At 40.4% G+C, this 23,869-nt stretch carries 26 protein-coding genes; 9 read left to right on the forward strand and 17 right to left on the reverse strand.

Annotated features, from left to right (window positions below; translation table 11 throughout):
• The first annotated feature begins 83 nt into the window (after positions 1–83).
• Positions 84–458, forward strand: a complete 375-nt coding sequence (locus ACP14Y_RS13195; protein WP_424963402.1) for a BlaI/MecI/CopY family transcriptional regulator — start codon at positions 84–86, stop codon at positions 456–458.
• A complete protein-coding gene (locus ACP14Y_RS13200; protein WP_424963403.1) occupies positions 455–2,407 on the forward strand; it encodes a peptidoglycan DD-metalloendopeptidase family protein in 1,953 nt (650 codons plus the stop codon). Before ACP14Y_RS13195 ends, ACP14Y_RS13200 begins: the two co-directional genes overlap by 4 nt.
• Positions 2,408–2,457: 50 nt before the next feature.
• On the opposite strand, the gene ACP14Y_RS13205 is transcribed toward ACP14Y_RS13200, so the two are convergent.
• A complete protein-coding gene (locus tag ACP14Y_RS13205) occupies positions 2,458–3,558 on the reverse strand; it encodes an MFS transporter (protein ID WP_424963404.1) in 1,101 nt (366 codons plus the stop codon).
• A gap of 223 nt (positions 3,559–3,781) precedes the next feature.
• On the opposite strand from ACP14Y_RS13205, the gene ACP14Y_RS13210 reads away from it, so the two are divergent.
• Entirely contained in the window at positions 3,782–5,056 is a 1,275-nt protein-coding gene (locus ACP14Y_RS13210; protein ID WP_424963405.1) for an acetyl-CoA hydrolase/transferase family protein, read from the forward strand.
• Positions 5,057–5,063: 7 nt separating this feature from the next.
• Here the strand turns inward: ACP14Y_RS13210 and ACP14Y_RS13215 are convergent, their stop codons facing one another.
• Positions 5,064–6,803, reverse strand: coding sequence for an ATP-binding protein (locus ACP14Y_RS13215; RefSeq protein WP_424963406.1), 1,740 nt, complete (start codon positions 6,801–6,803; stop codon positions 5,064–5,066).
• Positions 6,804–6,975: 172 nt separating this feature from the next.
• Between ACP14Y_RS13215 and ACP14Y_RS13220 the strand changes: the two genes are divergently transcribed.
• A complete protein-coding gene (locus ACP14Y_RS13220) occupies positions 6,976–7,563 on the forward strand; it encodes a hypothetical protein (protein ID WP_424963407.1) in 588 nt (195 codons plus the stop codon).
• Between the two features lies 1 nt (position 7,564).
• On the opposite strand, the gene ACP14Y_RS13225 is transcribed toward ACP14Y_RS13220, so the two are convergent.
• Together ACP14Y_RS13225 and ACP14Y_RS13230 are read right to left on the reverse strand one after the other, a co-directional pair.
• Positions 7,565–8,233 carry a DUF2490 domain-containing protein gene (locus ACP14Y_RS13225; RefSeq protein ID WP_424963408.1) on the reverse strand — a complete coding sequence of 223 codons (669 nt, stop codon included), beginning with the start codon at positions 8,231–8,233 and terminating at the stop codon, positions 7,565–7,567.
• A complete protein-coding gene (locus ACP14Y_RS13230; RefSeq protein ID WP_424963409.1) occupies positions 8,233–8,808 on the reverse strand; it encodes a hypothetical protein in 576 nt (191 codons plus the stop codon). The genes ACP14Y_RS13225 and ACP14Y_RS13230 overlap by 1 nt, the downstream gene beginning before the upstream one ends.
• An 87-nt stretch (positions 8,809–8,895) precedes the next feature.
• Between ACP14Y_RS13230 and ACP14Y_RS13235 the strand changes: the two genes are divergently transcribed.
• Both ACP14Y_RS13235 and ACP14Y_RS13240 read left to right on the forward strand, forming a co-directional pair.
• Positions 8,896–9,660: a TerC family protein gene (locus tag ACP14Y_RS13235; protein ID WP_424963410.1), complete on the forward strand. Its 765-nt coding sequence runs from the start codon at positions 8,896–8,898 to the stop codon at positions 9,658–9,660.
• A gap of 44 nt (positions 9,661–9,704) precedes the next feature.
• Positions 9,705–10,106: a hypothetical protein gene (locus tag ACP14Y_RS13240; protein WP_424963411.1), complete on the forward strand. Its 402-nt coding sequence runs from the start codon at positions 9,705–9,707 to the stop codon at positions 10,104–10,106.
• On the opposite strand, the gene ACP14Y_RS13245 is transcribed toward ACP14Y_RS13240, so the two are convergent.
• Together ACP14Y_RS13245 and ACP14Y_RS13250 are read right to left on the reverse strand one after the other, a co-directional pair.
• Positions 10,107–11,129, reverse strand: coding sequence for a nucleoid-associated protein (locus ACP14Y_RS13245; RefSeq protein WP_424963412.1), 1,023 nt, complete (start codon positions 11,127–11,129; stop codon positions 10,107–10,109).
• Positions 11,130–11,174: 45 nt separating this feature from the next.
• Positions 11,175–11,690 carry a uridine kinase family protein gene (locus tag ACP14Y_RS13250; RefSeq protein ID WP_424963413.1) on the reverse strand — a complete coding sequence of 172 codons (516 nt, stop codon included), beginning with the start codon at positions 11,688–11,690 and terminating at the stop codon, positions 11,175–11,177.
• A gap of 104 nt (positions 11,691–11,794) precedes the next feature.
• Between ACP14Y_RS13250 and ACP14Y_RS13255 the strand changes: the two genes are divergently transcribed.
• The gene (locus ACP14Y_RS13255) at positions 11,795–12,874 is read left to right on the forward strand and encodes a hypothetical protein (RefSeq protein ID WP_424963414.1); all 1,080 of its coding nucleotides are present in this window, start codon (positions 11,795–11,797) and stop codon (positions 12,872–12,874) included.
• A gap of 121 nt (positions 12,875–12,995) precedes the next feature.
• Here ACP14Y_RS13255 and ACP14Y_RS13260 read toward each other — a convergent pair whose 3' ends face one another.
• Positions 12,996–13,589 (reverse strand): hypothetical protein, encoded by a 594-nt coding sequence (locus ACP14Y_RS13260; protein ID WP_424963415.1) that lies wholly within the window; start codon positions 13,587–13,589, stop codon positions 12,996–12,998.
• A 183-nt stretch (positions 13,590–13,772) separates the two neighbouring features.
• On the opposite strand from ACP14Y_RS13260, the gene ACP14Y_RS13265 reads away from it, so the two are divergent.
• A complete protein-coding gene (locus ACP14Y_RS13265; RefSeq protein ID WP_424963416.1) occupies positions 13,773–14,663 on the forward strand; it encodes an AraC family transcriptional regulator in 891 nt (296 codons plus the stop codon).
• A gap of 120 nt (positions 14,664–14,783) precedes the next feature.
• Here ACP14Y_RS13265 and ACP14Y_RS13270 read toward each other — a convergent pair whose 3' ends face one another.
• Positions 14,784–15,455, reverse strand: coding sequence for a DUF2461 domain-containing protein (locus ACP14Y_RS13270; protein ID WP_424963417.1), 672 nt, complete (start codon positions 15,453–15,455; stop codon positions 14,784–14,786).
• Between the two features lie 135 nt (positions 15,456–15,590).
• Complete coding sequence (locus tag ACP14Y_RS13275) at positions 15,591–15,797, reverse strand: DUF559 domain-containing protein (RefSeq protein WP_424963418.1); 207 nt, start codon at positions 15,795–15,797, stop codon at positions 15,591–15,593.
• 32 nt (positions 15,798–15,829) lie between these two features.
• On the opposite strand from ACP14Y_RS13275, the gene ACP14Y_RS13280 reads away from it, so the two are divergent.
• On the forward strand, positions 15,830–16,084 hold the full coding sequence (locus tag ACP14Y_RS13280) for a hypothetical protein (protein WP_424963419.1): 255 nt from the start codon (positions 15,830–15,832) through the stop codon (positions 16,082–16,084).
• Between the two features lie 229 nt (positions 16,085–16,313).
• Here the strand turns inward: ACP14Y_RS13280 and ACP14Y_RS13285 are convergent, their stop codons facing one another.
• From ACP14Y_RS13285 to ACP14Y_RS13320, 8 genes are all read right to left on the reverse strand, one after another.
• Positions 16,314–16,859 (reverse strand): REP-associated tyrosine transposase, encoded by a 546-nt coding sequence (locus ACP14Y_RS13285; RefSeq protein WP_424963420.1) that lies wholly within the window; start codon positions 16,857–16,859, stop codon positions 16,314–16,316.
• Positions 16,860–16,885: 26 nt separating this feature from the next.
• The gene (locus ACP14Y_RS13290) at positions 16,886–16,993 is read right to left on the reverse strand and encodes a DUF2461 family protein (RefSeq protein WP_424963421.1); all 108 of its coding nucleotides are present in this window, start codon (positions 16,991–16,993) and stop codon (positions 16,886–16,888) included.
• A gap of 88 nt (positions 16,994–17,081) precedes the next feature.
• Positions 17,082–17,588: a Yip1 family protein gene (locus ACP14Y_RS13295; protein ID WP_424963422.1), complete on the reverse strand. Its 507-nt coding sequence runs from the start codon at positions 17,586–17,588 to the stop codon at positions 17,082–17,084.
• Positions 17,567–17,779, reverse strand: a complete 213-nt coding sequence (locus ACP14Y_RS13300) for a hypothetical protein (RefSeq protein ID WP_424963423.1) — start codon at positions 17,777–17,779, stop codon at positions 17,567–17,569. Before ACP14Y_RS13300 ends, ACP14Y_RS13295 begins: the two co-directional genes overlap by 22 nt.
• A gap of 554 nt (positions 17,780–18,333) precedes the next feature.
• A complete protein-coding gene (locus ACP14Y_RS13305) occupies positions 18,334–19,980 on the reverse strand; it encodes a hypothetical protein (protein ID WP_424963424.1) in 1,647 nt (548 codons plus the stop codon).
• Between the two features lie 105 nt (positions 19,981–20,085).
• Positions 20,086–20,736, reverse strand: coding sequence for a hypothetical protein (locus tag ACP14Y_RS13310; protein WP_424963425.1), 651 nt, complete (start codon positions 20,734–20,736; stop codon positions 20,086–20,088).
• Positions 20,737–20,807: 71 nt separating this feature from the next.
• Positions 20,808–21,374: a hypothetical protein gene (locus tag ACP14Y_RS13315; protein WP_424963426.1), complete on the reverse strand. Its 567-nt coding sequence runs from the start codon at positions 21,372–21,374 to the stop codon at positions 20,808–20,810.
• A 184-nt stretch (positions 21,375–21,558) separates the two neighbouring features.
• A complete protein-coding gene (locus ACP14Y_RS13320) occupies positions 21,559–23,364 on the reverse strand; it encodes a helix-turn-helix domain-containing protein (protein WP_424963427.1) in 1,806 nt (601 codons plus the stop codon).
• Positions 23,365–23,869 lie beyond the last annotated feature (505 nt).

Below are 23,869 nucleotides of genomic sequence, written 5' to 3' on the forward strand. Positions count from 1 at the left end.
TAAAACATAAATATTATACCTATGATTAGGCAATAACTATAAAAATAGTTGTATAATTATAATTATAGTTATAGTATTGTGTTATGAAGGAATTGACCAAAGCAGAGGAACAACTCATGCAGATCCTATGGGGGCTGGAAAAAGCCTACCTCAAGGACATTGTAGAAAGTTATCCAGAACCTGCACCTGCCTACACAACCATCTCTACAGTGGTGAATGTACTGGTGAAAAAAGGGTTCATTGGATTTGAAACGCATGGGAAGTCTCGGGAGTATTTCCCGCTGATCTCTAAAGAGAAGTATACTCGTCAGTCCATGAATGGCCTGATGAGTAGCTTTTTTGATAACTCAGCGAAAAAGTTTGCTTCCTTCTTTGCAAGCCAGGAAGAGCTTTCTGTGGAGGAGCTCAAGGCCATACGAAAACTGATTGATGAACAAATATCTCAGCGTAAATCATGAGTGAAGTATTGATCTATATCGGGAAAGTACTGGTCATACAGGCCATTTTCTATGGTTTTTACCGATTGGTACTGCGAAATTCCATTCGTCACGGATGGAACCGGTTGTTTTTACTGGCTGCTTTGGTCGTAAGCTTTGCAATTCCTTTCATTCAGATACCAGACCAATTACCTGTCCAGCCATTGGAAGAATCTCCAGTGATTGTGTGGGTGCAGGAGTCGGCTATGGAGTTTGAGATGGTGCCTGTACGAAAAGAGAGTGGGGAAACTGCTTTCTCTGTGTGGTATTTACTTCCGTGGTTGTATGTAATGGTTACTTGTTTTCTGATCGGAAGATCCACGGTATATCTGTTCTTTATTCAAAAACTCAAAAAACATTCAGAATATGTAAAAAAACGATGGTTTAAACTTTTTAAGACGTCACAGACCCGTCCGTTTAGTTTCTTTTCCAATGTATTCATTCCCAAAGATGTCTTTGGTTCGAACGCCTTTGATCAGATCCTTGCGCATGAGTGTGTGCATGTCAAGCAGCGTCATTCGATTGACCGGCTGCTGATGGATTTTTTTGTTTCGCTGTTTTGGTTCAATCCCTTCATCTACTTGTATCGAAACGCACTCATTGAAATCCATGAATTTCAGGCAGATGAAGCGGTAATCAATCAGTTCAATGATCCAATTGGTTACCAGGAGGTATTGTATTACCAGCTTCAGTACGCCACCTATTCAGGTTTAGTGAGTCATTTCAATTTTTCAATGATTAAAAAACGAATTGTCATGATGAACAAACAAAAAAATAAATATGCAGGGCTGCTTTATGCATTGACCTTGCCGGTATTGGTATCGGTTGTTTTCGCTTTTTCTAACAAGGAAGCCATCGAGCCGATTGAGAATGTAGGGAATGAACTTGCAGAGATTTTATCTCCAGAGCCGAGTTTCAAACTCCCAACATTTAATCTGCCAGAACCCAAAGCACAACTCAAAAGGAATCAACAGGACGATAATGAACCATCCATTTTACCCATCAAAGAGGCGGATAATGCTAAAATGACCTCTGGTTATGGAATGAGGATGCACCCCATTTACAAAGTAAGAAAAATGCATTTGGGTACAGATTTCGCTTGCCCTATCGGTTCGACAATCATTGCTCCTGCGGATGGGACAGTGAAAAAGGTTGAAGCAAAGATGGAAGGGTATGGAAATCTTCTGACCCTTGATCATGGTGGCGGTATTGAAACCCGTTTTGCACAGCTTTCTGAGTTCAAAGTAAAAGAAGGTGACGATGTGAAACGAGGCGATGTGATCGCTTTATCGGGAAACTCTGGTGCTTCTACTGCGCCACATCTTCACTATGAGGTGAAGAAAGAAGGAAAATTTGTGGATCCGGCTTCTTACATTCAGGATTATGATTTCAGGCCTAGAATTAAGGAAGTCCCTTCTGGCGGTAATGAAAATAGACAGGAAGCTCTTCGTAAGCAAGAGCTGGAACTAGCTGCACAGCAGAAAATACATGTGGCAAAAGAAGAAGCAGAACGAGCCAGAATAAAAGAAGTAAGAGTAAATGAGAAGCTAAGAGAGGCTACCGAGGAAGAGAGAAAAGCCTATCAACTACAGAGAGAAGCTGAGGAGCGTCGAATGATGGAAGAAAAGATCAAGAAGGAAAAGCTGAAGTTTAATGATACTAAACAGGATCGCTCTGTCAATATTCGGACAAATGGTGATCCTTTATATGTAGTGGATGGTGAGGTTGTAGAGGAGGTATCTGATCTTGATCCTCAGGAGATCAGTGAAGTCATTGTCTTGAAGGGAGAAACGGCTACCAAGAAATACGGTGATAAAGGAGAAGATGGGGTTATAGAAATTAAGACGAAGGACAAAGAGAAGGATAAGAAGAAGGAGAAAATAAAAGGTAAGGATAAAGAGAAAATGAAGGATAAGAACAAATCACTTTAACTTTTCTAAGAAAAAATCCCGACAGGATCTTCCTGTCGGGATTTTTTGTTTTACCTATACAAATACTCAAATAATCCTGTAATCACCTCGGAAGCTCCAATGTAAATCCCAACTCCATAGGTCACATGCCTTACTGACAAGTTCCGAATAGCGAAGGGTAGTCCACTGATATTTAGGGTAGTGAATCCCACGGCTATGATCAAAGCGGTAATGATTGTGAGGTATAGATTTTCCGTCAGGAACATTCCCAATGCACCAACAAATAAGACCACAAAGCTGGTGATGATCACTTTCCTGAGGTTAGCTTTTGCGATCTGCTTACTGATAAGGAAACCGGTGATCGCACACAGACCTAAAATGGCGAAAGAAATATAATCACCATACGCTCCAATATCTGGAAATAAATTCGCAAAGTGGCCAGGGAAAAATTCAACGAGAAAGGCCTTGCCAATCCCAAGGAATAGGCCGACCATCAATATCGCAACATATGAGATAAGACTTTGATTTTTCACTCGATCATTCTGCATTAGTTCGGTTTTCCTTTGAAGTACCTCATCTCGTGACACTCGATGAAATATAAACCCCGATCCACCTATTAGCACTCCTCCAACAATGAATGTAAGCGTATCACCAAAGAACGTTACCAACGCCACGATTACTGGCTCCAAAGCATATAAAAGCTCCGTCACAAGGAATAGCACTCCCATGACAATAGGAAGCTGCTTGGCAGGCGCAAACGCTTCAATCATGGAATTAGCCGGGCTGATAAACAAATTCATACAGATCAGCCACATGACTATCATGAAAGGTAAAATGGCCTGAACATCCATCAAATGATGCGTACTGATAAGTGAAGCCACCACCATGAAAACCATGGCTGTGGCGCCAATACCAACAGTAAAAATGATCATATACTTGCCATTTTTCTTCATGATCAGGTCTGCCAACCATCCGGCAATGGGTGGTATCACGACTAAAATGATTGCTTTTGCGATGATTAGAAAATCTACCAGATGTGTAATTCCAATTTTCTCCATGAGTACCGGCTGATATTCATGGTAGGCAATCCAGCTAATTACAACAGCAGCGTTTAGTGCTGCCAGGCTATATACTTCTCTCCACTTAAGTGTGGCTGTTTTTTCTGTTAACATAAGATATTACTCTTTGGTTGTTGATGTGTGTATATACGGGCACTCTTGACTCTTTGGATTTCAAAAGGTAAATCTTAATTAAGTTAGATTAAAATACTGGTGAAAGCCAGAGTGGAAGAGTGATTGAAGGGAAACCTGATGATTGTTATCGTTGAATCTGATATTTATCCTTATTCCGTAACGTGTATCAGTCCAATTTCGCCGGGAAATAATAAGAAGTCTAATGAATGCGTATAAGCCCAAATCTGCCGAAGAGGCTGTTTCAATTATAAATTCCGGGGAATCGGTATTCATCCACACGGCAGGAGCGGCACCACAGGCCCTTGTGAAAGCGATGACTGCCAGGGGAGGGGAGTTGAGAGATGTAACGATTTATCAATTGCATACTGAGGGAGAAGCACCCTATTGCGATGAGCAGTACCGGGATGCCTTCAATGTAAAGGCGTTGTTTGTGGGTTCAAATGTACGAGCTGCCATCAATGATGGAAGGGCTGAATTTATTCCAAGCTTTCTAAGTGAAGTGCCACTAATGTTCAGGAGTGGAGTGCTGCCTGTGGATGTGGCATTGATCCAGGTTTCAGCTCCGGATAAACACGGGTATTGCTCGCTTGGAATTTCCGTAGACGCCTCAAAAGCGGCCGTAGATGTAGCTAAGAAGGTGATAGCTCAGGTAAACCCCAAAATGCCACGGACACATGGTGACGGTCTGCTTCACATCAGTGAGTTCGATGCTTTTGTAGAGTGTGAAGAGGATATTCCGGAATTGAAACCTCATTTACTGAGTGATTCGGAAAAATTGATCGGTCAGCATGTTGCAGGAATCATTGAAGATGGCGCTACCCTTCAAATGGGAATTGGTGCTATTCCTGATGCTGTGCTGTCATGCCTTGGAAACCACAAAGATCTGGGTGTGCATACGGAGATGTTCTCTGATGGTGTGTTGCCCCTGCTGGAAAGTGGAGTGATAAACAATAAACTTAAAACGAGACATCCGGGCGTGACAGTTTCTGGATTTATGCTGGGATCTCGTAAGCTGTATGATTTTGTAGATGATAATCCGGCGGTGAGGATGCTGGACATCCAATATGTAAACGACACAGCCGTCATCAGGAAGTTGCCCAAGATGACGAGTATCAATAGTGCGATCGAGATTGATTTGACCGGTCAGGTGTGTGCTGACTCCATCGGAACCAGGATTTACAGTGGGGTAGGAGGACAGATGGACTTCATTCGTGGAGCCTCTCTTTCGCCTGGGGGTAAGCCCATAATAGCACTGCCATCGGTAACCGCTAGAAACGATACGAAGATTGTACCTACACTAAAAAGTGGAGCCGGGGTTGTTACCACTCGTGCACATGTGCATTACGTAGCGACAGAGTATGGAATAGCAGATCTTTATGGAAAAACACTCAAAGAACGAGCAAAGCTTATGATTGAGATATCACATCCTGATCATAGAGATGCTTTGGAGAAAGCTGCATTCGAAAGGTTTAGGTGATAAAGACTTATTGAGAGGCATATTTCATTAGCACCTGCTTCAAGGTCTCCGTTTTGATGGGCTTTAGCAAATAGTCACTCATGCCGACTTTTTTCCCGTCATCAACGCTGCTTTTCATGGCATTTGCAGTAAGTGCGATGATAATGGGCTTATTTTCTTTTTCCTTATAGAATTCAGTGATCTGACGAGAGGCCTCAAATCCGGAGATATCCGGCATCTGCAAGTCCATGAAGATGATGTCATAAAACTTCTCTCTTGCTTTGTTTACTCCCTCAGTGCCATTAAAAGCCAGGTCTACGTCCTGAATATTTAACTTGCTCAGCATTTTGGTTGCCACCATTCGATTAATTTCTATATCCTCAACAATGAGAATTCGGAGGTCATCCAGACCGGGAACAGTTATTCTATCCAAATTTTCAGGTACCTCATCCGAGGAAATACCCAAAGGGAGTGTGAAATAGAAATGGGATCCCTCATTTAGCTGAGATTCAAAGGCGATATTTCCTCCCATCAAAGTGACCAATTTTTCAACGATTGCCAGGCCTAAACCTGTGCCTTCATACCCTTCTCGCTCAGAGGATTTATAGAATGTTTCAAAGAGGTGGGCATGCTTTTCAGAAGGAATTCCCGCTCCTGTATCCTTTATACTAAACTCCACTGAGCAGACATCTCCTGTTTTTCCAAGTACCCTTACACTTAAAGTAATGCTGCCTTTCCATGTAAACTTTGTGGCATTGTTCATTAGGTTAACCAGCACCTGTCTGATTCGGGAAACATCACCGGTTACATGTTTAGGAAGTTCTTTATCTACATCCAGTTTTATTTCCAGATTGGGATTAGAGGTCACCCTTTTATCAAAGACCTTCCATATTGCCTTAAGCTCGTCTTCAAGAGAAAACGAACCCATAGATAATTCCAATTTCCCGGCTTCTATCGTGGTGATGTCTAAAACGTTGCTTATCAGCCCGTGCAAAATGTTACTGCTGTAATTCAAGCTTTCGATAAGCTCCTCCTGCTCTTCATCCACGTTGGTTTTGGAGAGTAGCTCCGTCATCCCCACAATGCCATTTAGCGGCGTTCTCATTTCGTGGGAGATGGTGGCTAGAAATGTGGTTTTTGCTTGATCGGTCGTTTCCGCTTTTCGTTTTTCTTTTTCCAGCTCAATGTTTCTTTGTCGGAGCAGCCGCCGGTCATCGATGTATGTTCGTTTGAATATATACAGACAAACGCCCATAATTGCGAGAGAGGTTAACGTAGCGATGGCCATATCCTGCATGAGCAGCGCATCGCTTTGATATGGAGCAGCCAGGGTTGGATTGTTAATCTCATAAACAATCAGACCCAGCACCATGCCAAATGTGACGATAATGAAAATGAGATAATCTCTGAGTGGCAAAACCAACAAACCGGACAAGTAAACCAGCCCAAGGAATGTAGGAATGGCTGTGGTGATGCCACCGGCAGGGAACCATGAAATTCCAATGAGCAACAAGGCCAGGTAATAGTAGATGACTGAAAGCTTACGAAAGGCGACACCCTTTTTTTGCAAAAAGTATATCACAGAGTAAATGACAATGCCGCTGGTATAGACCGTCTGCACAAAGTATTCATAGCCCACGATGAAACCATAGATTGTCCAGAAGGTAAACACCGCGATGGTCAAAATCAGAATAATCTCGAATAGGCGTAGCTCAATCTTAACGGCACGATCCCTGGTAGGGAGAATATGTTTGATCTGAAAATTCAAAAGCTGGCACTCACAGTTAAAGTGAAGTTAACGATTTAGGATAAAAATATATACTCCGAATTTCCACTGAGTAACCAGTGAGTGTATTCAAGTAAAAGATTTTAACTAATAATCGCGATACAATCAGGAAAGGAGCCAATCTACCTTTGAAATCAATCAAATAGGCACGAACATGAAAAGATCGATACGATTTCTAATCAATCTCCTTTTAATCACCTCAATAGCGCAGGCTCATGCTCAAAGCTATGTGACGATTGATATAGAAGAAGAGTATGATTTTTTAACTACCCAATGGCTGAACGTATCGGATGATCTCTCACACTACGGTGGCCTTTCGGCTTTTTGTACCAGTGAAGAATACCGGTCATATACAATGGAAATACTCGACCTGCTCCATCATTATGATTCAATAGTATTGGATATGCTGAGAAATCCAACCGTAGATCTGGATATTTCATCCAAAGAATATAAGAAAACGATGAAGGATATAGCCAAATTCGAGGAGGACTATGACGTAAAGGGGTTTATTTCTTTTCTGCGGGAAAGTTGCATTACTAGAAATGATCTGGAACGAAATAAGGAAGATTTGAAAAATGAGGTAGGAATGTATTCCTATGATGGACAAATAGTGATTCTGGAGACTGACATTCAAAAGTTCATGAAGAAAATCGATAAGCGCATCATTGCAATCAATGATCATATCCACAAGATCCACCCAAACCAGGTGAAGCCTCTGCCTGTGGTGAGTAGCGGTGAGTGATTTACAGGTTGAATATCAGAGATGTATGAACAAATGGAACATGATCGGTCTTCTGATCAAGATGTTCCATTCGGTGTGTAAGGTCTACCTGAACTTTATAAAGACGGCTTCCAACGTAACCTATTCCAATAGATAATCGATAGTCAATGCTACTTTCAGATCTGTCAAATTCCATCAATATTTCATTTGAGGTTACAAAATAGAATTCTCTTACATCGATCTTAAAACCGCTAATGGGCATGTCCAGTGAAAGTCGATACCTGTATCGATGCAAGAAGTTGGCTTCTATAAACCGTTGTTCTGTGCGTATCCGACTGATAAGCCTGATTCGCTGATTGATATGATTTAATGCAATCTGTTGAGTCAATCTTTGCTCATACAATGATTCACTATTTGTCGGATCGAGTGCTCGATATTTGTAACCAATTGAACCAGAAATTTTAGGACTAATGCTTCGTGTGATAAATTGATTTATCTCCCAAAAAGCAAACTGTCTCTCTTTTAAGTCACCTTGTTTAATGCTGGTAGTTCGGTGACCAATAGATGAGTTTAGTTTCCAATCTTTTATTCCGTAGTTGAAGGCGATATTACTTTCCCAGGCGGCCTGTCGAGTTTGTCCAACGGCATTGAGAGCAAAAGCCAAACTGATCAGAATAAAAAACCTATTCATTAGTAAAGAATAAAATCCGAGGAGCGTTTGATGATTTCTTTTTCAGAGATAAATGCACCATCACTTGAAAAAAGCAGTTCAAGTGCTTTCCACTCTCCATCCGATTTAATACTGGCCTCTATTTCATATCTGATGATGTCGCCCACCCCCTCATTAAGTGCTTGTCTCAGCACTTCTTCATCAGTCCGGTTTTCTGACGAGAATTGCTTTTGGATTTTTTCAATCTTGAACTTTTCGTAAGTGGAAAGGTGGTTTGTTACTGCTTCAAAAGCTGCAGGCTCCATTTCGTTTTTATTGATTAGAACCTCTATGTCCTCCAGTTTTACTGAATCATCGAATTCGATGCTATAGAATGACTTCTTAAACTGAAATTTCACTTCATAGCTTTTTTTATTATTGGTTTCTTCCATGAAGTAGCTCACCTTCTTTGCCTCATTCATAAACTCATTTATCATTTGTTTGAGCAGAATGGGCACTTCATTGTTCTTGAGCTTTGTTTCCTTTTCCATTTTCTTCTCTTGTGCATGTAGCATAAAAGAAAGACATATGCATAAAGAGTATATGACTGGCCTCATGCCATAAAGTTAAATGCAATTGACAGATGTTTGTATTCCATTGTGAGTTTCCTTTTGGTTTTGTTTCTTGCGGGAAAATTTATCCTCATGGCAGAAAATATTTTAGCTCTTCTCATGCTTATTGTGCTGCAGGCAGTACTTGGATTTGACAACTTGCTTTATATTTCACTGGAGTCCAAGCGAGCCCCAAAGGAAAGCCAAAAGATGGTGCGGGCCACTGGTATCGGTATCGCCATTGCCCTTCGAATTATTCTTCTCTACGTGCTGGTCAACGTGATCCAATACTTTCAGGAACCGTTTATGAAATTCCATCATGATTATATTTCGGCTACCATCAATGTTCATAGTCTGATTGTCTTATTCGGAGGAGTGTTTATTCTGTACACTGCTGTGAAAGAGATTTTTCACTTGGTATACCTGGAAGAGCATGAGGAGGGAGAAGATAGAAAGCAAAGCACAGCCAAGACCATTGCCATGATTGTGCTTATGAATCTGATCTTTTCGTTCGACTCGATATTGAGCGCGATGGCACTGAGTGATGTTTTCTGGGTGATGGCGGCTGCTATCATCATTAGTGGAGGCTTGATGATCTGGTTGGCAGATGGAGTATCTGTCTTTTTAGCCAAGAATAGACTCTACGAGGTGTTAGGTCTGTTCATTCTGTTTTTAGTAGGTGTGATGTTGTTATCTGAAGGAGGGCATCTGGCTCATCTTGAACTTTTCGGTAATCACATTACTCCGATGAGCAAAACCACTTTTTATTTCATTATTTTCATACTAGTAGTGATAGATATTGTTCAAGGAAAATATCAAAAGAAACTCATTGCAAAACGAAATGCATCTTTGAAGTAGGTGATCTCGTAGAAGAGTTTGTTGTAAACGGAAATACCAATTATATGAAAAAACTCCTGACTACTATTCTACTTTTTGCTTTTGTGTTGGTTTTTGCTCAAGATCAAAAAATCAGTACCATTGATTTCGTTCAGATACTGAATGACAATAAAGAGGAGACAATCTTTTATTATGAAAACAACTGGCTTAAGCTTCGAGAAATGGCTGTTGAAAGAGCATATATCGATTCTTATGAATTGATAAGCGTGGATTCAACTCCCGATGCACCCTTTGATTTAATCTTGATGACCACCTATCCAGATATGGATGCTTATGAAAAGGCGGAAGAGAATTTTGGATTATTGATCAAAGAAAGGGGAGAGTTAAAGCTGTTGAATGCGAAAAAGCCCGGTGAATTCAGGAAAGTGCTATTTAGCAAAGTGGATGGACGTCATATCAATGAATAACTACGATTCATTCTCGTAGTAAATTTTATAATACTTCCGTCCGTCTGAGTCTTGCCCACGCTCTATCAGTTCACGATTGCCATGAATGTATACATGGAAGTTCTTATCCAGCTTCAGCACGCTTTTGAATATCCGTGCCTGCTTTTTTACTGAATTGGCGGCAATCTTGAAATGATCAGAAACCTCCAGGTCCATTTCGTCCTGGTACTGCTTATCAAAAAAACGGAAGGAGTTGATAGCCTCATCTTCCTGACCAAATACGGATAACTCAAACTCTCCCTTATCAAACTCTTCCGCCTCTTTGAAGTATTTGATGGACTTATTAAGTAAGTCAATCTGATCCGTTTTAGATACTTCGAATTCCTCCGGCATCTGCTCGGTAATGTACGTTTTGGTCATTTGCAGAAAGTGATTGGTGTCATTCACATGATCTCTCTTAAAGTCCAGACTAATGAAATCATTCTTCCAGTATACCGCTTCACTGCTGTTATTGTCGTAGGCTAAAATCGTGAAGGGCTCTTCTGTAAACAAGATCACACAGGCTTTGTCCAGCTTTTTCTCGCCGATTCCCTCCTTGAAAAGCAACGTTGGTTCTTTTGTCCAGTCGGGTGTTTCTATGAAAGCATCCTTCTTCTCCACTTTGAAGATCCCAAGACCATCCACTGTCTCGCCACCAAACAAGATGTCGCTGAACCGGACGATAAAAAGATCGCCCTCTTTGATGTTTGGATGTCGGGAGCTATTCTTTAAGTGTGTGACAATCCCTTCATGTGTTTCACTAAGTGCTTCATCTTCGTGAATTTTTCTTGATAATTGAAAGAGTACATTCAGTTCCAGATCTACATCATGTTTAAACTGGTAGGTATTGATAGTCTCCGAAAAAGGTTTAAGAAAGATGGTTCTTAATGTTTCTTCCTCACTTGGAGCAAATTCATTTTGAATCAGATAAGGATTGTCATTCGCTTCTTCCTTTATTTTCTTAAAAAACAGCTCCTGAATAGATGCGCCTTTATACTCAATCATGATGATGCGTTTTGAAAGAGCGAAGTTAACGTCACAAGAAGCACGCTAGGATGGTGTTGCTCGAATTTTTTGAATGATGGGGATTACATCATGCTTATCAATTGGAGTTTCTCCAGAGAGAATAACATCAGCTTCGTTGTATTGACCATGCTCGAGGTGCGCTTCCCAGACATACTCCAAGTACCAATCAGGATCCTTACCCCAACGAGTTTCCAGTTGTCTTCTATCCAGGTAGGTTGCCCTGGATATCTCCATTAACACCGTCAAGTCGAAACGTTTATTTAGTTCTTTATTAGCAAAAGCAAGAATTCCCTCTACGATAACTACATCATAAATAAGTTCATTTGTATCCAGTATGGTCAATATTCTCCCATAGTCGATGGATTCCGGCACCTCCCAATTTGGGTGGCCATTGATCTTAGGAATATCGTTCTCAGGCAAAACATAGTTGTCCATATCCAGAGTAAATACTTTCATGGGAGCCAACTCATCTCTCAGCTTTTTGGCTACTGTTGACTTGCCTGATCTACTGACGCCTCCTATACCTATAATGTATGCCATAATTTCGGGCTGAAAGTTAGATTAATCTTTGCTGACTGTAGACGAATGGATTGGGGGTTTATCAGGATATAATGACCTTACATTCAGAATTAAAACCATTCAAAATGAGAGTACTAAAATTATCGATCGCTCTGCTATCATTGGGCTTTTTTATAGCATGTAGCAATGATGAAGAGCCCAACGTTGATATTCCTGTTCCGGAGCAATTTTCGGTAGACATCCCGGGTTCGATCAGCAGCAATACTGGTTCCCTGAGTGGACGAACAACTGGGGACGGAGATGGTAAGATTGAAGGAGATGAGATTTATGAAAGTTTAAGATACTTCATCCACATTGGAGAACAATCCGCCGAGATTGTTGAATTCACCTTGCAGGTAGGGGCGGTGCTGAGCGCAAATAATGTTCGTTCATTTAGGTACGATGGAGAAGACGATGGACGAGAGAAACGAATTGATTTGAATGAAGATGTTACAAGAGGTGGTGTGAACTACGAATATGAAATGACGCTGGTGGATACAGAAAATGACGATTTGGCACTGCAGGTGCTTTGGAACACAAACCCTGTTTCAGGTTTGGCTATTCTGAATCCTTATCATCTGGACAGAACAGATCTTGATGCGGATGAAAGTGCATTCCTGCGTATTGACTATACTGAGGATCACACGGATTATGAAGCGGCCATGACAGTGTCTATTGCAGGCGTTGTAGCTGTTGAAAACGTAGATATTAACAACCTCAAATTGTTTGTAGGTAAAAACGGTGACATAGTGGAGGTAATGGGAAATTCAAATCACCCGAATATTAACATCATTGATCCTGACTATTCAGGAGGAAGAAACTATGCATTTGTGGGTCGAGGTGATGAATCTACCGATTTAGGGGTTGTGAAGTTGGCACTGCCACCATCTAGTGTAGAAACGGGCGATGTACTGGAAGACTACTCAGTCTATGCCGTTTTGGAAGCCGAGATCAATGCAGTAGCTGAAGGATATTTTACTCAGGAAGAAATTGAAGAAATTCTTGCAGAGGCAGGCTCACCAGCATACTTCAATGCTCAAGGTTTTATTACATCAGGAGTAGACAACAAACCGAGCAGTTTCAGTGGCGAATTTGCTGATCTTGCAGGGATGACCCCATTTGTTCCAAATGACATAAAGAATCTTTCAATTGACTTTGTTCAATAAGTGTTAGGTTTTAGGTTATAGTAATTTGAAATCCCGATCGAGAGGTCGGGATTTTTATTTGCACAGAATAAAAAAAATATCCTGCCAAAGCAGGATATTTAAATTAATAGCTGGCTCTCAATCATAAGAATGTAAAGTATTTCACATCGGAGTAATTATCACTCGTCAATGTTAATTTGTAGGTGCCTGGCAAAAATTTAAACTGCTTACCAATCATTCCTAATGCACCTTCGATTTTCTCATCATATAATAGCGTTCCTTCGGTAGAGTGAATCTTTACATGTAAATCATTATCTTCATTGGACAGCAACTTTACTGTCATTAACTCCTGATCTAGCTTCACCTTTGGGAAGTAGGTTTTTGAAAGCTTACTCATCTCTACTATTACCTCTTCAGAACTAATCGTTACAGGTACGGACTGTTGCTTTGCAGCATCTCTGATTACCAGGGTGTATGCTCCATCTGTAACGTGAGTAAGATCAAGTTTAATTTTCATCTCTTCCTTGGCCTTGAACTTTTCCAGATGAAAAATATTCCCCTCCTCATCAGCTAAGTACAACCTTACCTTACCATTAATGTCAGTCAGATGAAGATCAATTAGTTTTTCACCTACTACATGAACGAAGAGCGAATGCTCCACACCGGATGCTAAACCTGCGTTGACCGTTGACACTATCAAGATCATCGCGATAACAAAGTTTCTTAGCTTTCTCATTGTTTTACCACTTTATGAATTTGTAATAATGCAAACCTAGAGGCTGGCACGGGCATGTATCACCTCTATATTTCCTTATATCTATGGTATATTATCCATTATTAGATAAAATTCATTGAAAAGTGGAATTCATTGGTGAATTTTATGGTGAAATCAAATTTCACTATTACGCAATTCAATGAAATGATGAGAAAGCTGTCAAATAAGAAATACATCAGTCCGCCTTTGGAAAAGGTGATATTTCCTCATGAGGGATCGATACTGGTGCGGCAGTTTTCTGAACTTCATAGAAACACTCGCCCATACTGGCACTACCACCCGGAGCTGGAATTGGTTTACGTGAGCAAGGGTCGGGGGAAGCGGCACATAGGTAGCCATTTGTCATATTTCAATGATGGCGAATTAGTTTTGATTGGATCAAACCTGCCGCACCAGGGATTTACAGAAAGATTATCGGATCACGAAAGTGAAACGGTCGTACAGATGCGTCCGGACTTTTTAGGTGAGGAGTTTCTGCGAATACCCGAAATGAAGCATATTGGTGCTTTGTTTGAGCGAGCAAAAAAAGGCCTGTCATTTTATGGCAAAAGCAAGGAAAGTATCGGTAAGAAAATCATCTCACTGCCTAAAAAAGATAAATTCGATCAGGTACTGAGCTTACTGGATATTCTTCGGGATCTTTCCATTTCTCAAGAGTATAGCATTCTGAATGCAAACGGTTTTTCGATGGTGGCAGCTCCTCAAGACAATGATCGGTTGAATGCAGTGTTGAATTATGTAAGAAACAATTTCCAGCAGCCCATTTCAATTGCAGAGATATCTGAAATAGTAAGCATGACCGAGACTTCCTTTTGCAGATACTTCAAGAAGATCACCTCAAAAACATTCACCCAATTCCTGAATGAGTACCGACTGGTGCATGCCTCTAAACTTCTGGCTGAAAAGGAAATAAGCATTACAGAAGTTTGCTTCGAATGCGGCTTCAGTAATTATTCCCATTTTGTAGATCAGTTCAAATCATTCACGGGAAAAAGCCCGTCCAATTATCGCAAGTCGATCCAGCAGGTGCTTTGAGGTGTGTATTGAATTTAGAGGAAATCAACCCTATTAGTACGCCACAAAAACACAATAGAAGACTTACGCTAGGTGGGAATGCTCGTAATAGTTGTAGAAAGCTTTTCGCGAGTTGGAGGGTTACGCCAAAGAAATACCATTTAGATCAGTCGTGATTATTTCCGTCATGCAGTCTAAAAACGGTCGCATTTTTCTAAAGGTCTCTGATAAGATTTTGTGAAAATCAGGCTCATGAATCTGTTCCCGGATAAAATCATGTCGGATGAAATACTGCTTGTATCGAAGTAGGTCAATTTCCGGGTGATCCTTTTCAAACCCTTTGGGAGCTGTCTTCAGCTGTTCGCCTCTTAATTCACCAAAAGTGGTTTTAAAGGATTTGGATTCGAGGATCGATCGCAAGGGGTCAGCATCTAGTGCGATCTGATTTCTGAAATGAAGCAAGTCCTTGGCATTCGGTCCAAAGAAGCCACCGACAGCATAGGATTCCTTCAGGCCAATCTTGTAATAATAGCCCCCGCGTCGTTCCACCCCCGCTCGTCGCATGCGCCCTGCCCAGTGCGTTTTGTAGGGTGTCTTATCCTTCGAGAAACGCACATCCCGATAAATGCGGTACAGGCTCTTTTTTCCGGTTGGTGTCTCGATGACATCATGTGTATTCATCTCACTTAGCAACTGATCGGCGAATTCGATCATCTCTTCATGGGCTGCCTCATATGCCTCCTTATTAGCCTGAAACCAGTCCCGGTTGTTGTTTTTTGAAAGATCGGAGAGGAAGGAGAGGGTTATTTGCATGTGGCAAAGCTAGGGAAGGATTATCTGTTACGTCGAATCCCCCAACTTGGTTTTCAAACCAAGTCACCCCCTTTAGAAAAGGGGGATTCTCTCCGAATTCAGTTAAATCAGAAGTATTCCCCCTTTGTAAGGGGGCTAGGGGGATTTATTCTCCCATTCCTCCACAAACCGATAAATCTCTCCCAACACAAAAGCCATGTTTTGCTTCACATCCAGATCGTCAAGCCGGAGGAAGGATAAATTCATCGCTTCCAGCACCTCTTGTCTGGCCTGATCTTGCATTCGTTCCTCAGCATGACAAGACGGAATAGAGGGCGGAAAGAATACCTTGATACTTAACACTGTTGTTGTGATCGAAGTGTCATCCTGAGCGCATGCGAAGGATCTTTACAAACCACACGGTCGGATATCTCTCCTTCATGGTAGGGAGCGATTTCCCGATTGTTGGATATGATTTCCTGGCGGTCGAATACGATTTTCTTGTGGTTGGATATGATTTCCTGGCAGTTGAATACGATTTTTCTGTGGTAGGGAGTGATTTTCTTGTGGCAGGATATCATTTTCTCATGATTGGGAATGGTTTTGTGGTGGTTAAATATGATTTCCTGATGATATCGGATGATTTTTAGTGGTGCTTAGTCGAATCCCCCAGCTTGATATTTTCAAATCAAGCCACGCCTTTAGGAAAGGGGATTTCCACGGATTGCAATTGGTAGCTTAATTCGGTTAATTAACTACCCTGAAGATAATATAGTAGCAGACTCTCTAGCGCTCCGATAAAAATGCTTGTTTGCATGATGGAAAGTTAAACTAATATCAGAGGGATTCTGTGCTGTCGGGTGTTTCCACCCGACATAATCAAACGAAATCCCTATAATGATCAATAGGTATGAATCCTGACTCATTTTTCTCATAATAAGCCATACTACTGTAAGGGTATTCTACTGGATCTTCAACAAGTCTCCATTTTCCCTGAACTGGATTATGATGAATGTAATCAAGCTTAGTTTCCAATAAACCACGGTCTTCCAGATAGACTTCATCGAATCGATCCTGCCATACTTTGAATATAGCTTTTGTCTCTTCCTTTCTGAGCTGAGACAATAGATCGGGTTTATATTTTTCGATCTCCTTCCTCAGCATTGTGGAAGTATATTTCTTAAAGTCCCTCATAAAATTTGAGCGGTGCTTCCCTTCTGTGAAGTAGATAATCATATGTAGGTGATTCGGCATGATCACATAGCCCAACATCTTTGATTTGTACTTCTGTAAACAGAAATTCAAGCTTTTGAAAACAATTTGATAACCATTGCCAATGGCTATAAGTGGCAACCATCGATTGCAAGTGGTTGTGATGAAGAAAACATGTTTATCATCAAATAAATTACGATTCCGCAACCCCATAGGCGCGTAAATATATCATTTGAGTGTCAGGTGGAAACACCTGACAGCACATCGAATGCCTCCTTATTAGCCTGAAACCAGTCCCGGTTATTGTTTCTTGAAAGGTCGGAAAGGAAGGAGAGAGTGGTTTGCATGAGGCAAAGCTAGAGTAGTATTTTGTTTTACTTGATACTCACCCGTTCAGATGACAGAGCGAAGAAGAAAGAGATAGCTTTTAAAATTTCAACTAAATTGGTTGTGAGCGTGGCAAAATAGATCGATTAGTTCAATACAGCTGATATGGCGACAATAAGAAGAAGTGGAACGAGTATCACTCCCACAGAAATGAACACATTGGCTAAAGCTTTCCATACCGAGAAACCCTTGCACTTCGGAAAGCCCGATAAGGTATATGGCTATCGTCCATATTGCAATTACCAATTCTGCTAAGGCTAGAAGGTAAAACAGAACTATTTCCAAGGCTGAGTAGCTTTCCATATAGATATCACTTTTGAAGTTATCGTTCCCAAAAATCAATATTTGCAACGTGATTAAAATCAGGGAGAAGACCACAGGTATCGAAGCATAGGCTGACATCCTGAAAATTGATTTACTGGAGGCTTTCCCGTCGATCCATTTTCCGGTCCAACTCATGAGAGCTGCTCCAATATAGAAACTGATCCAGCCGAGAAGACCGCCGAAAATGATGCACATGACCAGGATGAAGATCATCGAATTTTCATCGCCCATGTTTTTATTAGAGCATTGTTTAGGGCAGAACTTATTCCTGCCAAAATGAGGAGGGTATATAAGAACTTGTCATAACTATGCTCTTCAAGGTACCTAAATACAACACGTGGCTGTGTCCAGATCAGAGTGAAAATCTGACGATCCGATAGAGAAACAAACTCAATTTTATCCTGACTTTCTTCTTCGTTCATGTTCTTGGTGAGTTGATTTTATAGCGTCAAACATAATGGAACTGATGTTAACGGTGTTTTCATGTCTCTGTCTTTGGTTAATTAACTACCCTGAAGATAATATAGTAGCAGACTCTCTAGCGCTCCGATAAAAATGCTTGTTAGGACCTCTGCTAAAGACAATCTTTTTAAGCTAAATAAATTTGCATGAGTAATCCAGAGAGCTATAAGGGCACAAAATCCAAACAGTATTGTTGTAGTTGTGTCTAGGTTGTTGGGTATTATTCCTAACCAATCTAAGGCAACCAATTCGAAAATTGTATACCCAAAAATGGCCATTACGAAATTCGATCTTGGATGCTTTCTGATTAAATAGACTCCACTATAAGCAAGCATAATACTAATAACATAGGGAGCAAACTGTATGTAATATTTAAAGCTAATCCAGGATTGGAGTTGAATACTAAATTCAGTTTGAGTAATGAAAATACTGAAAGTAATAAGTGATACCACTAAGAATGCGATCCCAATAACCTTTCTTATTTCCATGTTTTGATGATGTTACAGGACATAGTCTAATGAGGTGGAGGAGGTGGAGGGATTGCCTCACCTTCTATATCCACGGCAATATTATTTTTCAATTTATTAAGATTCGTTTCAATATAGTCAAGGTTTTCATAGCCGATCTTTTTGGCGAGTTCATAAGCTTTCTTATAAACTGCTAACGCTTCATCTTTTCTCTCCGCAACAATTAAAGCTTCTGCATAACTATCATAAGTATTGATTGACTCAGGGTAATAAGTCATTGCCAATTCAAATGCGTTTAGAGCATCATTCACTTTTTCACCCCTCAGAAAATTGTAGCCAATTGCATTCAAGTAAAACTCTTCCGGTTTATACGATTCACCAATCAGGTTGCTATATTGTTCATAGTGCTTTAACGCAGCTTTTGTATGGCCCTCTTTTGCAATATTGGATTGGAACGATTCCATCAGCAACGCTAAAGCTGAAAGATCTATTTCATTATGGACTGATGCTTTAGAGAAATACAAATGCTTGTACATTTGAAAATTCCCTGAGGATGCTAGTATTCCTTCCATTTTACCATTGTTTAGTGACATTTGAAGGATAGCGTTTCTGCTTCTCAGAGAGTCGTATAGGGTTAAAATCAATTGATCCCCTTTTATAATTGCACTGTCAATTCTAATCTCATCTTGGACATGAGGTGAATAAAATGATAGACTGACTTCTGGTTTGTCTCCCTCATCTTTAACCTCCATTATTTGTCCAACATACTCAGACCCATATGTTCCGGTTCCGTACCACTTGCCAACAATATTATTTAACTCTATACTCTCACCTTTACTCAATACAGGAATGGTATAGCTGGGTTCTGGCTGTTCAAAATCAAGGTAACTACTTGATGTTTGCATGGCTTTGACCACATCCCAGTTTGCTTCTTGAATCAATTGAGCTTCCTCAGAAGAAATATCAATTAATAACTCTTTGTTTAATGAAGGGTCGCCGCTACTCGATAGCCTATTACCAGAGATCGTTCCCGAAAGCCCTTTAGGATTATCTATCATCAATGTAGCGTAAAGTGTAACAGCTGTTAAATAGGAGCCAGTTGGTGATGGGTGTCCTCCATCATCAGCATATAAGTCAATCTTTGGAACCTTTCGCACTTTATCCCATACCAAACCAACAGGAGCTACCATGGCCTCTAGTTCTTTGGCTATGGCCGTATATGCATGTGTCAAGATGGCTTGTTCATTTGGTTTATCTCTAACTGACCAGGTCATCAGGAACACTGTCTTAGCATCCGCTTTTGTAATTTCAGTATCGAATTTTCTGGCGTGTTCAAAAAATCTTTCTGTTTGTCCAAAATACATTTCGCTATCTATCATGACACCCATCCCCAGCTTACTTTGCTCTTGGAGTACGACATAGTCCCACTTACCTGTCCTGATAGCTTCAACAGTACTTTCATTTTTCCAATGGTCGGCAAGCGTCATTCCACCTCCACTAATCAATTGGGTTTCTACTACCTGGTCGGGAAACCTCTCTTGTATAAACGCCTTAACTAACTCAGGAGTGCTGTTGTAGTAGGTATAACTATTCCCAATAAACAGAATCCTAATGTGATCGTCTTTAGGTTGTGAGCAAGAGAATGCTACGATCAAAAGTAGATACAGACTAAAACACTTTTTTATATATATCATTCTATTGCATTAGACATTTTTACTAAAAACTAAATTAGTTCCAGCTCCTTTAGTTTCAAATAGTCCGACAACCCATGAAAAAAATCCTGACTTGTCAGACTAAGTTTAAAAATTCCACCCTAAGTAAATCTGTGGCTCCAAAAGGAAGCAGTTTCTCCATTTATCGTCCAACTGCTTAAATCCATCAGGAGCACTTTTATCTGACGTCCATAGCATACAATTAATCTGTGGTTCTATGAAAAAATGCTTTTTCTTACCAAATGCGATATGGTAGCCAAGATGATACGATGTATACAGTTTAAAGCCGCTTTTAATTTTATCACCGTCTAGATCCAAATAGGTTTGAAGTTGCGGAAGAATTTCAGCAGTGGCAAATAACCCTTTCCATAACATACGTTGGTAGGATACCCCTACTCCAATTGTTCGCACATGTCCCGGATAGTATTCGCTTTTTGATTCTATCTTATCCAAAAGACCATCCCACCAGGTGATTCCCATTGGCTGAAATAATCGAAAGTGAGCAAACTTCACTCCTATGATGTTCTTATTATCAAGGTTTCGCTTTATATGCAACTCTATGTGCTGTGTGCTTGTGTGATCGTTCCAGGAACTAAAAATAAGTGACTCAGGCACAAAATAAGGTATACTTACCCTCCACTTATGGGTTACTTCAGCTTCTTTGCCCTCCAGTGAGCTAGTCTGAGCAAAAGCACCAAGCGTGCAAAAAAGGATGAGAATTGTAAATAGATTTTTCATGTATTAATAACTTATTTTGATACAAAGAACTTCCCGCATCGATAGCTCAAAACGATGAGATTATCTATTGGCTAAAACCTATAACCTATTCGCAGGTGCATATTTGGCTCTACTCCACTTTCGTCTTCTGAATAACCTGCACGCTCAGCAAACGTGTAACTGTATCCTACTCCTATGCCTGCTTCATAATTGAAATGATCCCCTATATTTCTTCTAATTCCCCAAGTAGGTATAATGGCGAAATCACTTACCACAGGAGCATCGTCTGCATTGAAAAGAGCCAATTCTGGATGGTAACTGCTTTTTATGGCAATAAAATTGCCGCTATTTCCATCAATTCTTTTTGAATTATCAGAGCGTTTTTTAAGGTTGTAATAAAACCGAGGCTCAACTACTATAACAGGTGTGAGGATAAAAGGAGAATCAAAATCATCATAATAAGTAGTTTCCCAAATACCAAAGTCAAATCCAAGCTCTGTTCTTAGTGCTATGGCATTTGACAGTTTTGCTTCATTATATGCCCAGATTCCTAAAACTCCAGTTTGTAGTCCGAATGTTGATTTTTCAACACTTGTGTCCTGAGATTTCGCGATTAAAGTTATCCCGTACAATGCCAGGGTGAATATTGCTTTTTTCATAATCGTTTTTTAACATTTCGATTGCAAGGCACCCCCGTTCATATCCTTTATAAAAAAGAGGAAGGAGTCATAGGAACCCTGCTTCATCGAATTGACAATACAAAGCTGAAGTGAAAAGAGAAGTGAATCGTCCCGAAATGAAATTCCGTACTTAAAAGTGAGATTTGAAACCTTTTATGTTGGCTTAAGTTTGGTTTGACTTCACCCAGGCTTTAGGTGTCATCCCTTCGATTTTTTTGAAAAAAGCATTGAATACCGTTTTAGAGTTAAAGCCGTTTTCATAAGCTATTGCCAAAAGGGTAAGGTGGCTATTGGCAGGATTTAGGGCCTGCTCTTTAAAGTTCTCCAATCGAAAACCATTGATGTATTCATTGAAGTTTTGACTAACTCGTTCATTGAGTAACCATGAAAGTTTGTTGCTGCTGATATTTACATTTTCGGCTAGCTCGCGCAAGGATAAGGATGGGTTACGAAACCACTTTTCTTCCTGCATTCCTTTTTCTAAAATGTTTAATGCTATGTCAATTTCAGCATCTGACATTAAGGCTTTAGGAGGGCTGATCTGCACTTTTACTTCGGCATTAGGTGGTAATAGTTCTACTCGAAAAACACCTTGCACTAAATCCTGAAATCGTTTATACTGGTGCAATGGTTTAAGTAGCGGAATATTCATCAAGTTTATGATTTGACCGGTACGCATCCTGATGTTTTCTTCCAAAAAGTCCAATGCCATTTCGTGTTTGTCCAAATGGACCAACAAAAAAAGTTGCCAGGGAAAAAGTGTTCCCCCAGAATCTTCTTTTATCATTGAGCTAACCCCGCTAATATCAATATCGATCTTTTCTTCCGGATTGACCAACTTGTACAATACTCTGCATTCTTCTGGTCTCTCGGCCAAAGGAGTTTGAACTAAGAAGTTATTTAGCTTTTCGTAATCTTTTGTAAGAATCAAACAGAGTTGTTTTAGTGCAATGGGATGTGTGAAATTTGGATTGATACTTAAGGAGGTCTCTATACATTCCAGCGCTTTTGTATAGTCCTCATTTAAATAGTGAATGTTTGCTTTGGTAAAATAATGGTTTGGAGATAAGGGGTTTATTTTTAAAATATTATCAGTATGCCAGAGCGCTTTTTTGAAATAACCTACTGCTGTATACAATTCGCATAAACCTTCTTCTGCTTCCGTATAGGATGGATTGAGTTCTATTGCTTTTTGAAAAAAATTATGTCCATTGATGAAATCCCATTGACCCCAAAAGGACAATGTTGCTTTACTAAAATATCCTACATAGGATTGTTTGTCCAGCCTAAACCCTTTGTTGAGATTCTCTTCTGATATTTGTAATAAGGCTTTATTATTTCCCCAGGATCCGGCCATGGCATAACAATAAGCCAAACCAAAGTATGGTAACGCAAACGAGGGGTCTATCGCTACACATTCTTCATAGAGTTCTATCGCATTTGCGATTCCTTGGCCATCCCACATCAAATGTTGATGACGACCTTTTAGATAGAGGTCATAGGCCTCCATATTTTGTGTTGGCGCTTCAATAAGATGTTCTTGAATATTGAGGTGACCAAAATTTTCCCGGATCTGGTCAGCAATGTGCACACTTATTTCATCTTGTATTGCAAATATGTCTTCCAAATCCCGATCGAAATTCTTTGACCAGAAGTGGGTGCCGTCATTGGTACTGATCAGCTGCGCTGTAATGCGTACCCTGTTTTTGGCTTTCCTGATGCTTCCCTCCAGGATGGTACTCACCCCTAACTGATCACCAATGGTCCGTACATCTATATTCTTATTCTTAAATGCAAAAGAGGATGTGCGGGCTATGACTTTCAAACCCTGTACAGTGGTCAGAGCGTTGATTATTTCTTCAGTAATGCCATCGCTGAAGTATTCGTTTTCAGGGTCGGCACTCATATTCACAAAAGGGAGAACAGCAATGGACTTATTAGATGATGATATGGGTAGATGAGTGCTCATTTTCTACTATACCTAATTGGAGCTTCTGTGAAATGGCATTGAATACTTCAAATTAGGATTGTCGTCTCTAGTTGTAGCTAATATCTAGGTAGTGGCAGATGCTTTATGCTGATAAACAGGATTAAATATAGAGGAATCTACTCATCGCACAAGCGGTGCTATACAGAAAGTGCGTTCTGTAAGTAGACCGAGAAATCTCAAGTCAGGGTGGAAGCAAGGCAGCAGAGTAGATGGGTGGATAGAGTAGACGATGAAAAAAGAGCTACTGAAGATCAAAAATGGTGAATCTTTTTCAAACGAAAGATTGAATTCTGTCTGTGTTTTGTCGAATCCCCCGACATGATTTGAAAAATCAAACCAACTCCCTTTAGGAAAGGAGTATTCCCTCCGAATTCAGTTAAATCAAAATTGGAAGTATTCCCCCTTTGTATAAAGCGGTTCGACGATCCGAGGGCCGGGAGGATTGGTACGCACACAAGAAGTATAAAGGTACGCTAGCCAGAGT

Origin of the sequence: Ekhidna sp. (assembly GCF_965247405.1) — a bacterium.
Lineage (GTDB): Bacteria > Bacteroidota > Bacteroidia > Cytophagales > Cyclobacteriaceae > Ekhidna.

Coding starts and splice junctions, on each gene's coding strand:
- ACP14Y_RS13195 (WP_424963402.1), top strand. CDS start 84: ATGAAGGAATTGACCAAAGCAGAGGAACAACTCATGCAGATCCTATGG.
- ACP14Y_RS13200 (WP_424963403.1), top strand. CDS start 455: ATGAGTGAAGTATTGATCTATATCGGGAAAGTACTGGTCATACAGGCC.
- ACP14Y_RS13205 (WP_424963404.1), bottom strand. CDS start 3,558: ATGTTAACAGAAAAAACAGCCACACTTAAGTGGAGAGAAGTATATAGC.
- ACP14Y_RS13210 (WP_424963405.1), top strand. CDS start 3,782: ATGAATGCGTATAAGCCCAAATCTGCCGAAGAGGCTGTTTCAATTATA.
- ACP14Y_RS13220 (WP_424963407.1), top strand. CDS start 6,976: ATGAAAAGATCGATACGATTTCTAATCAATCTCCTTTTAATCACCTCA.
- ACP14Y_RS13225 (WP_424963408.1), bottom strand. CDS start 8,233: ATGAATAGGTTTTTTATTCTGATCAGTTTGGCTTTTGCTCTCAATGCC.
- ACP14Y_RS13230 (WP_424963409.1), bottom strand. CDS start 8,808: ATGAGGCCAGTCATATACTCTTTATGCATATGTCTTTCTTTTATGCTA.
- ACP14Y_RS13235 (WP_424963410.1), top strand. CDS start 8,896: ATGGCAGAAAATATTTTAGCTCTTCTCATGCTTATTGTGCTGCAGGCA.
- ACP14Y_RS13240 (WP_424963411.1), top strand. CDS start 9,705: ATGAAAAAACTCCTGACTACTATTCTACTTTTTGCTTTTGTGTTGGTT.
- ACP14Y_RS13245 (WP_424963412.1), bottom strand. CDS start 11,129: ATGATTGAGTATAAAGGCGCATCTATTCAGGAGCTGTTTTTTAAGAAA.
- ACP14Y_RS13250 (WP_424963413.1), bottom strand. CDS start 11,690: ATGGCATACATTATAGGTATAGGAGGCGTCAGTAGATCAGGCAAGTCA.
- ACP14Y_RS13255 (WP_424963414.1), top strand. CDS start 11,795: ATGAGAGTACTAAAATTATCGATCGCTCTGCTATCATTGGGCTTTTTT.
- ACP14Y_RS13260 (WP_424963415.1), bottom strand. CDS start 13,589: ATGAGAAAGCTAAGAAACTTTGTTATCGCGATGATCTTGATAGTGTCA.
- ACP14Y_RS13265 (WP_424963416.1), top strand. CDS start 13,773: ATGATGAGAAAGCTGTCAAATAAGAAATACATCAGTCCGCCTTTGGAA.
- ACP14Y_RS13270 (WP_424963417.1), bottom strand. CDS start 15,455: ATGCAAATAACCCTCTCCTTCCTCTCCGATCTTTCAAAAAACAACAAC.
- ACP14Y_RS13280 (WP_424963419.1), top strand. CDS start 15,830: ATGCGAAGGATCTTTACAAACCACACGGTCGGATATCTCTCCTTCATG.
- ACP14Y_RS13285 (WP_424963420.1), bottom strand. CDS start 16,859: ATGGGGTTGCGGAATCGTAATTTATTTGATGATAAACATGTTTTCTTC.
- ACP14Y_RS13290 (WP_424963421.1), bottom strand. CDS start 16,993: ATGCAAACCACTCTCTCCTTCCTTTCCGACCTTTCAAGAAACAATAAC.
- ACP14Y_RS13295 (WP_424963422.1), bottom strand. CDS start 17,588: ATGGGCGATGAAAATTCGATGATCTTCATCCTGGTCATGTGCATCATT.
- ACP14Y_RS13300 (WP_424963423.1), bottom strand. CDS start 17,779: ATGAACGAAGAAGAAAGTCAGGATAAAATTGAGTTTGTTTCTCTATCG.
- ACP14Y_RS13305 (WP_424963424.1), bottom strand. CDS start 19,980: ATGATATATATAAAAAAGTGTTTTAGTCTGTATCTACTTTTGATCGTA.
- ACP14Y_RS13310 (WP_424963425.1), bottom strand. CDS start 20,736: ATGAAAAATCTATTTACAATTCTCATCCTTTTTTGCACGCTTGGTGCT.
- ACP14Y_RS13315 (WP_424963426.1), bottom strand. CDS start 21,374: ATGAAAAAAGCAATATTCACCCTGGCATTGTACGGGATAACTTTAATC.
- ACP14Y_RS13320 (WP_424963427.1), bottom strand. CDS start 23,364: ATGAGCACTCATCTACCCATATCATCATCTAATAAGTCCATTGCTGTT.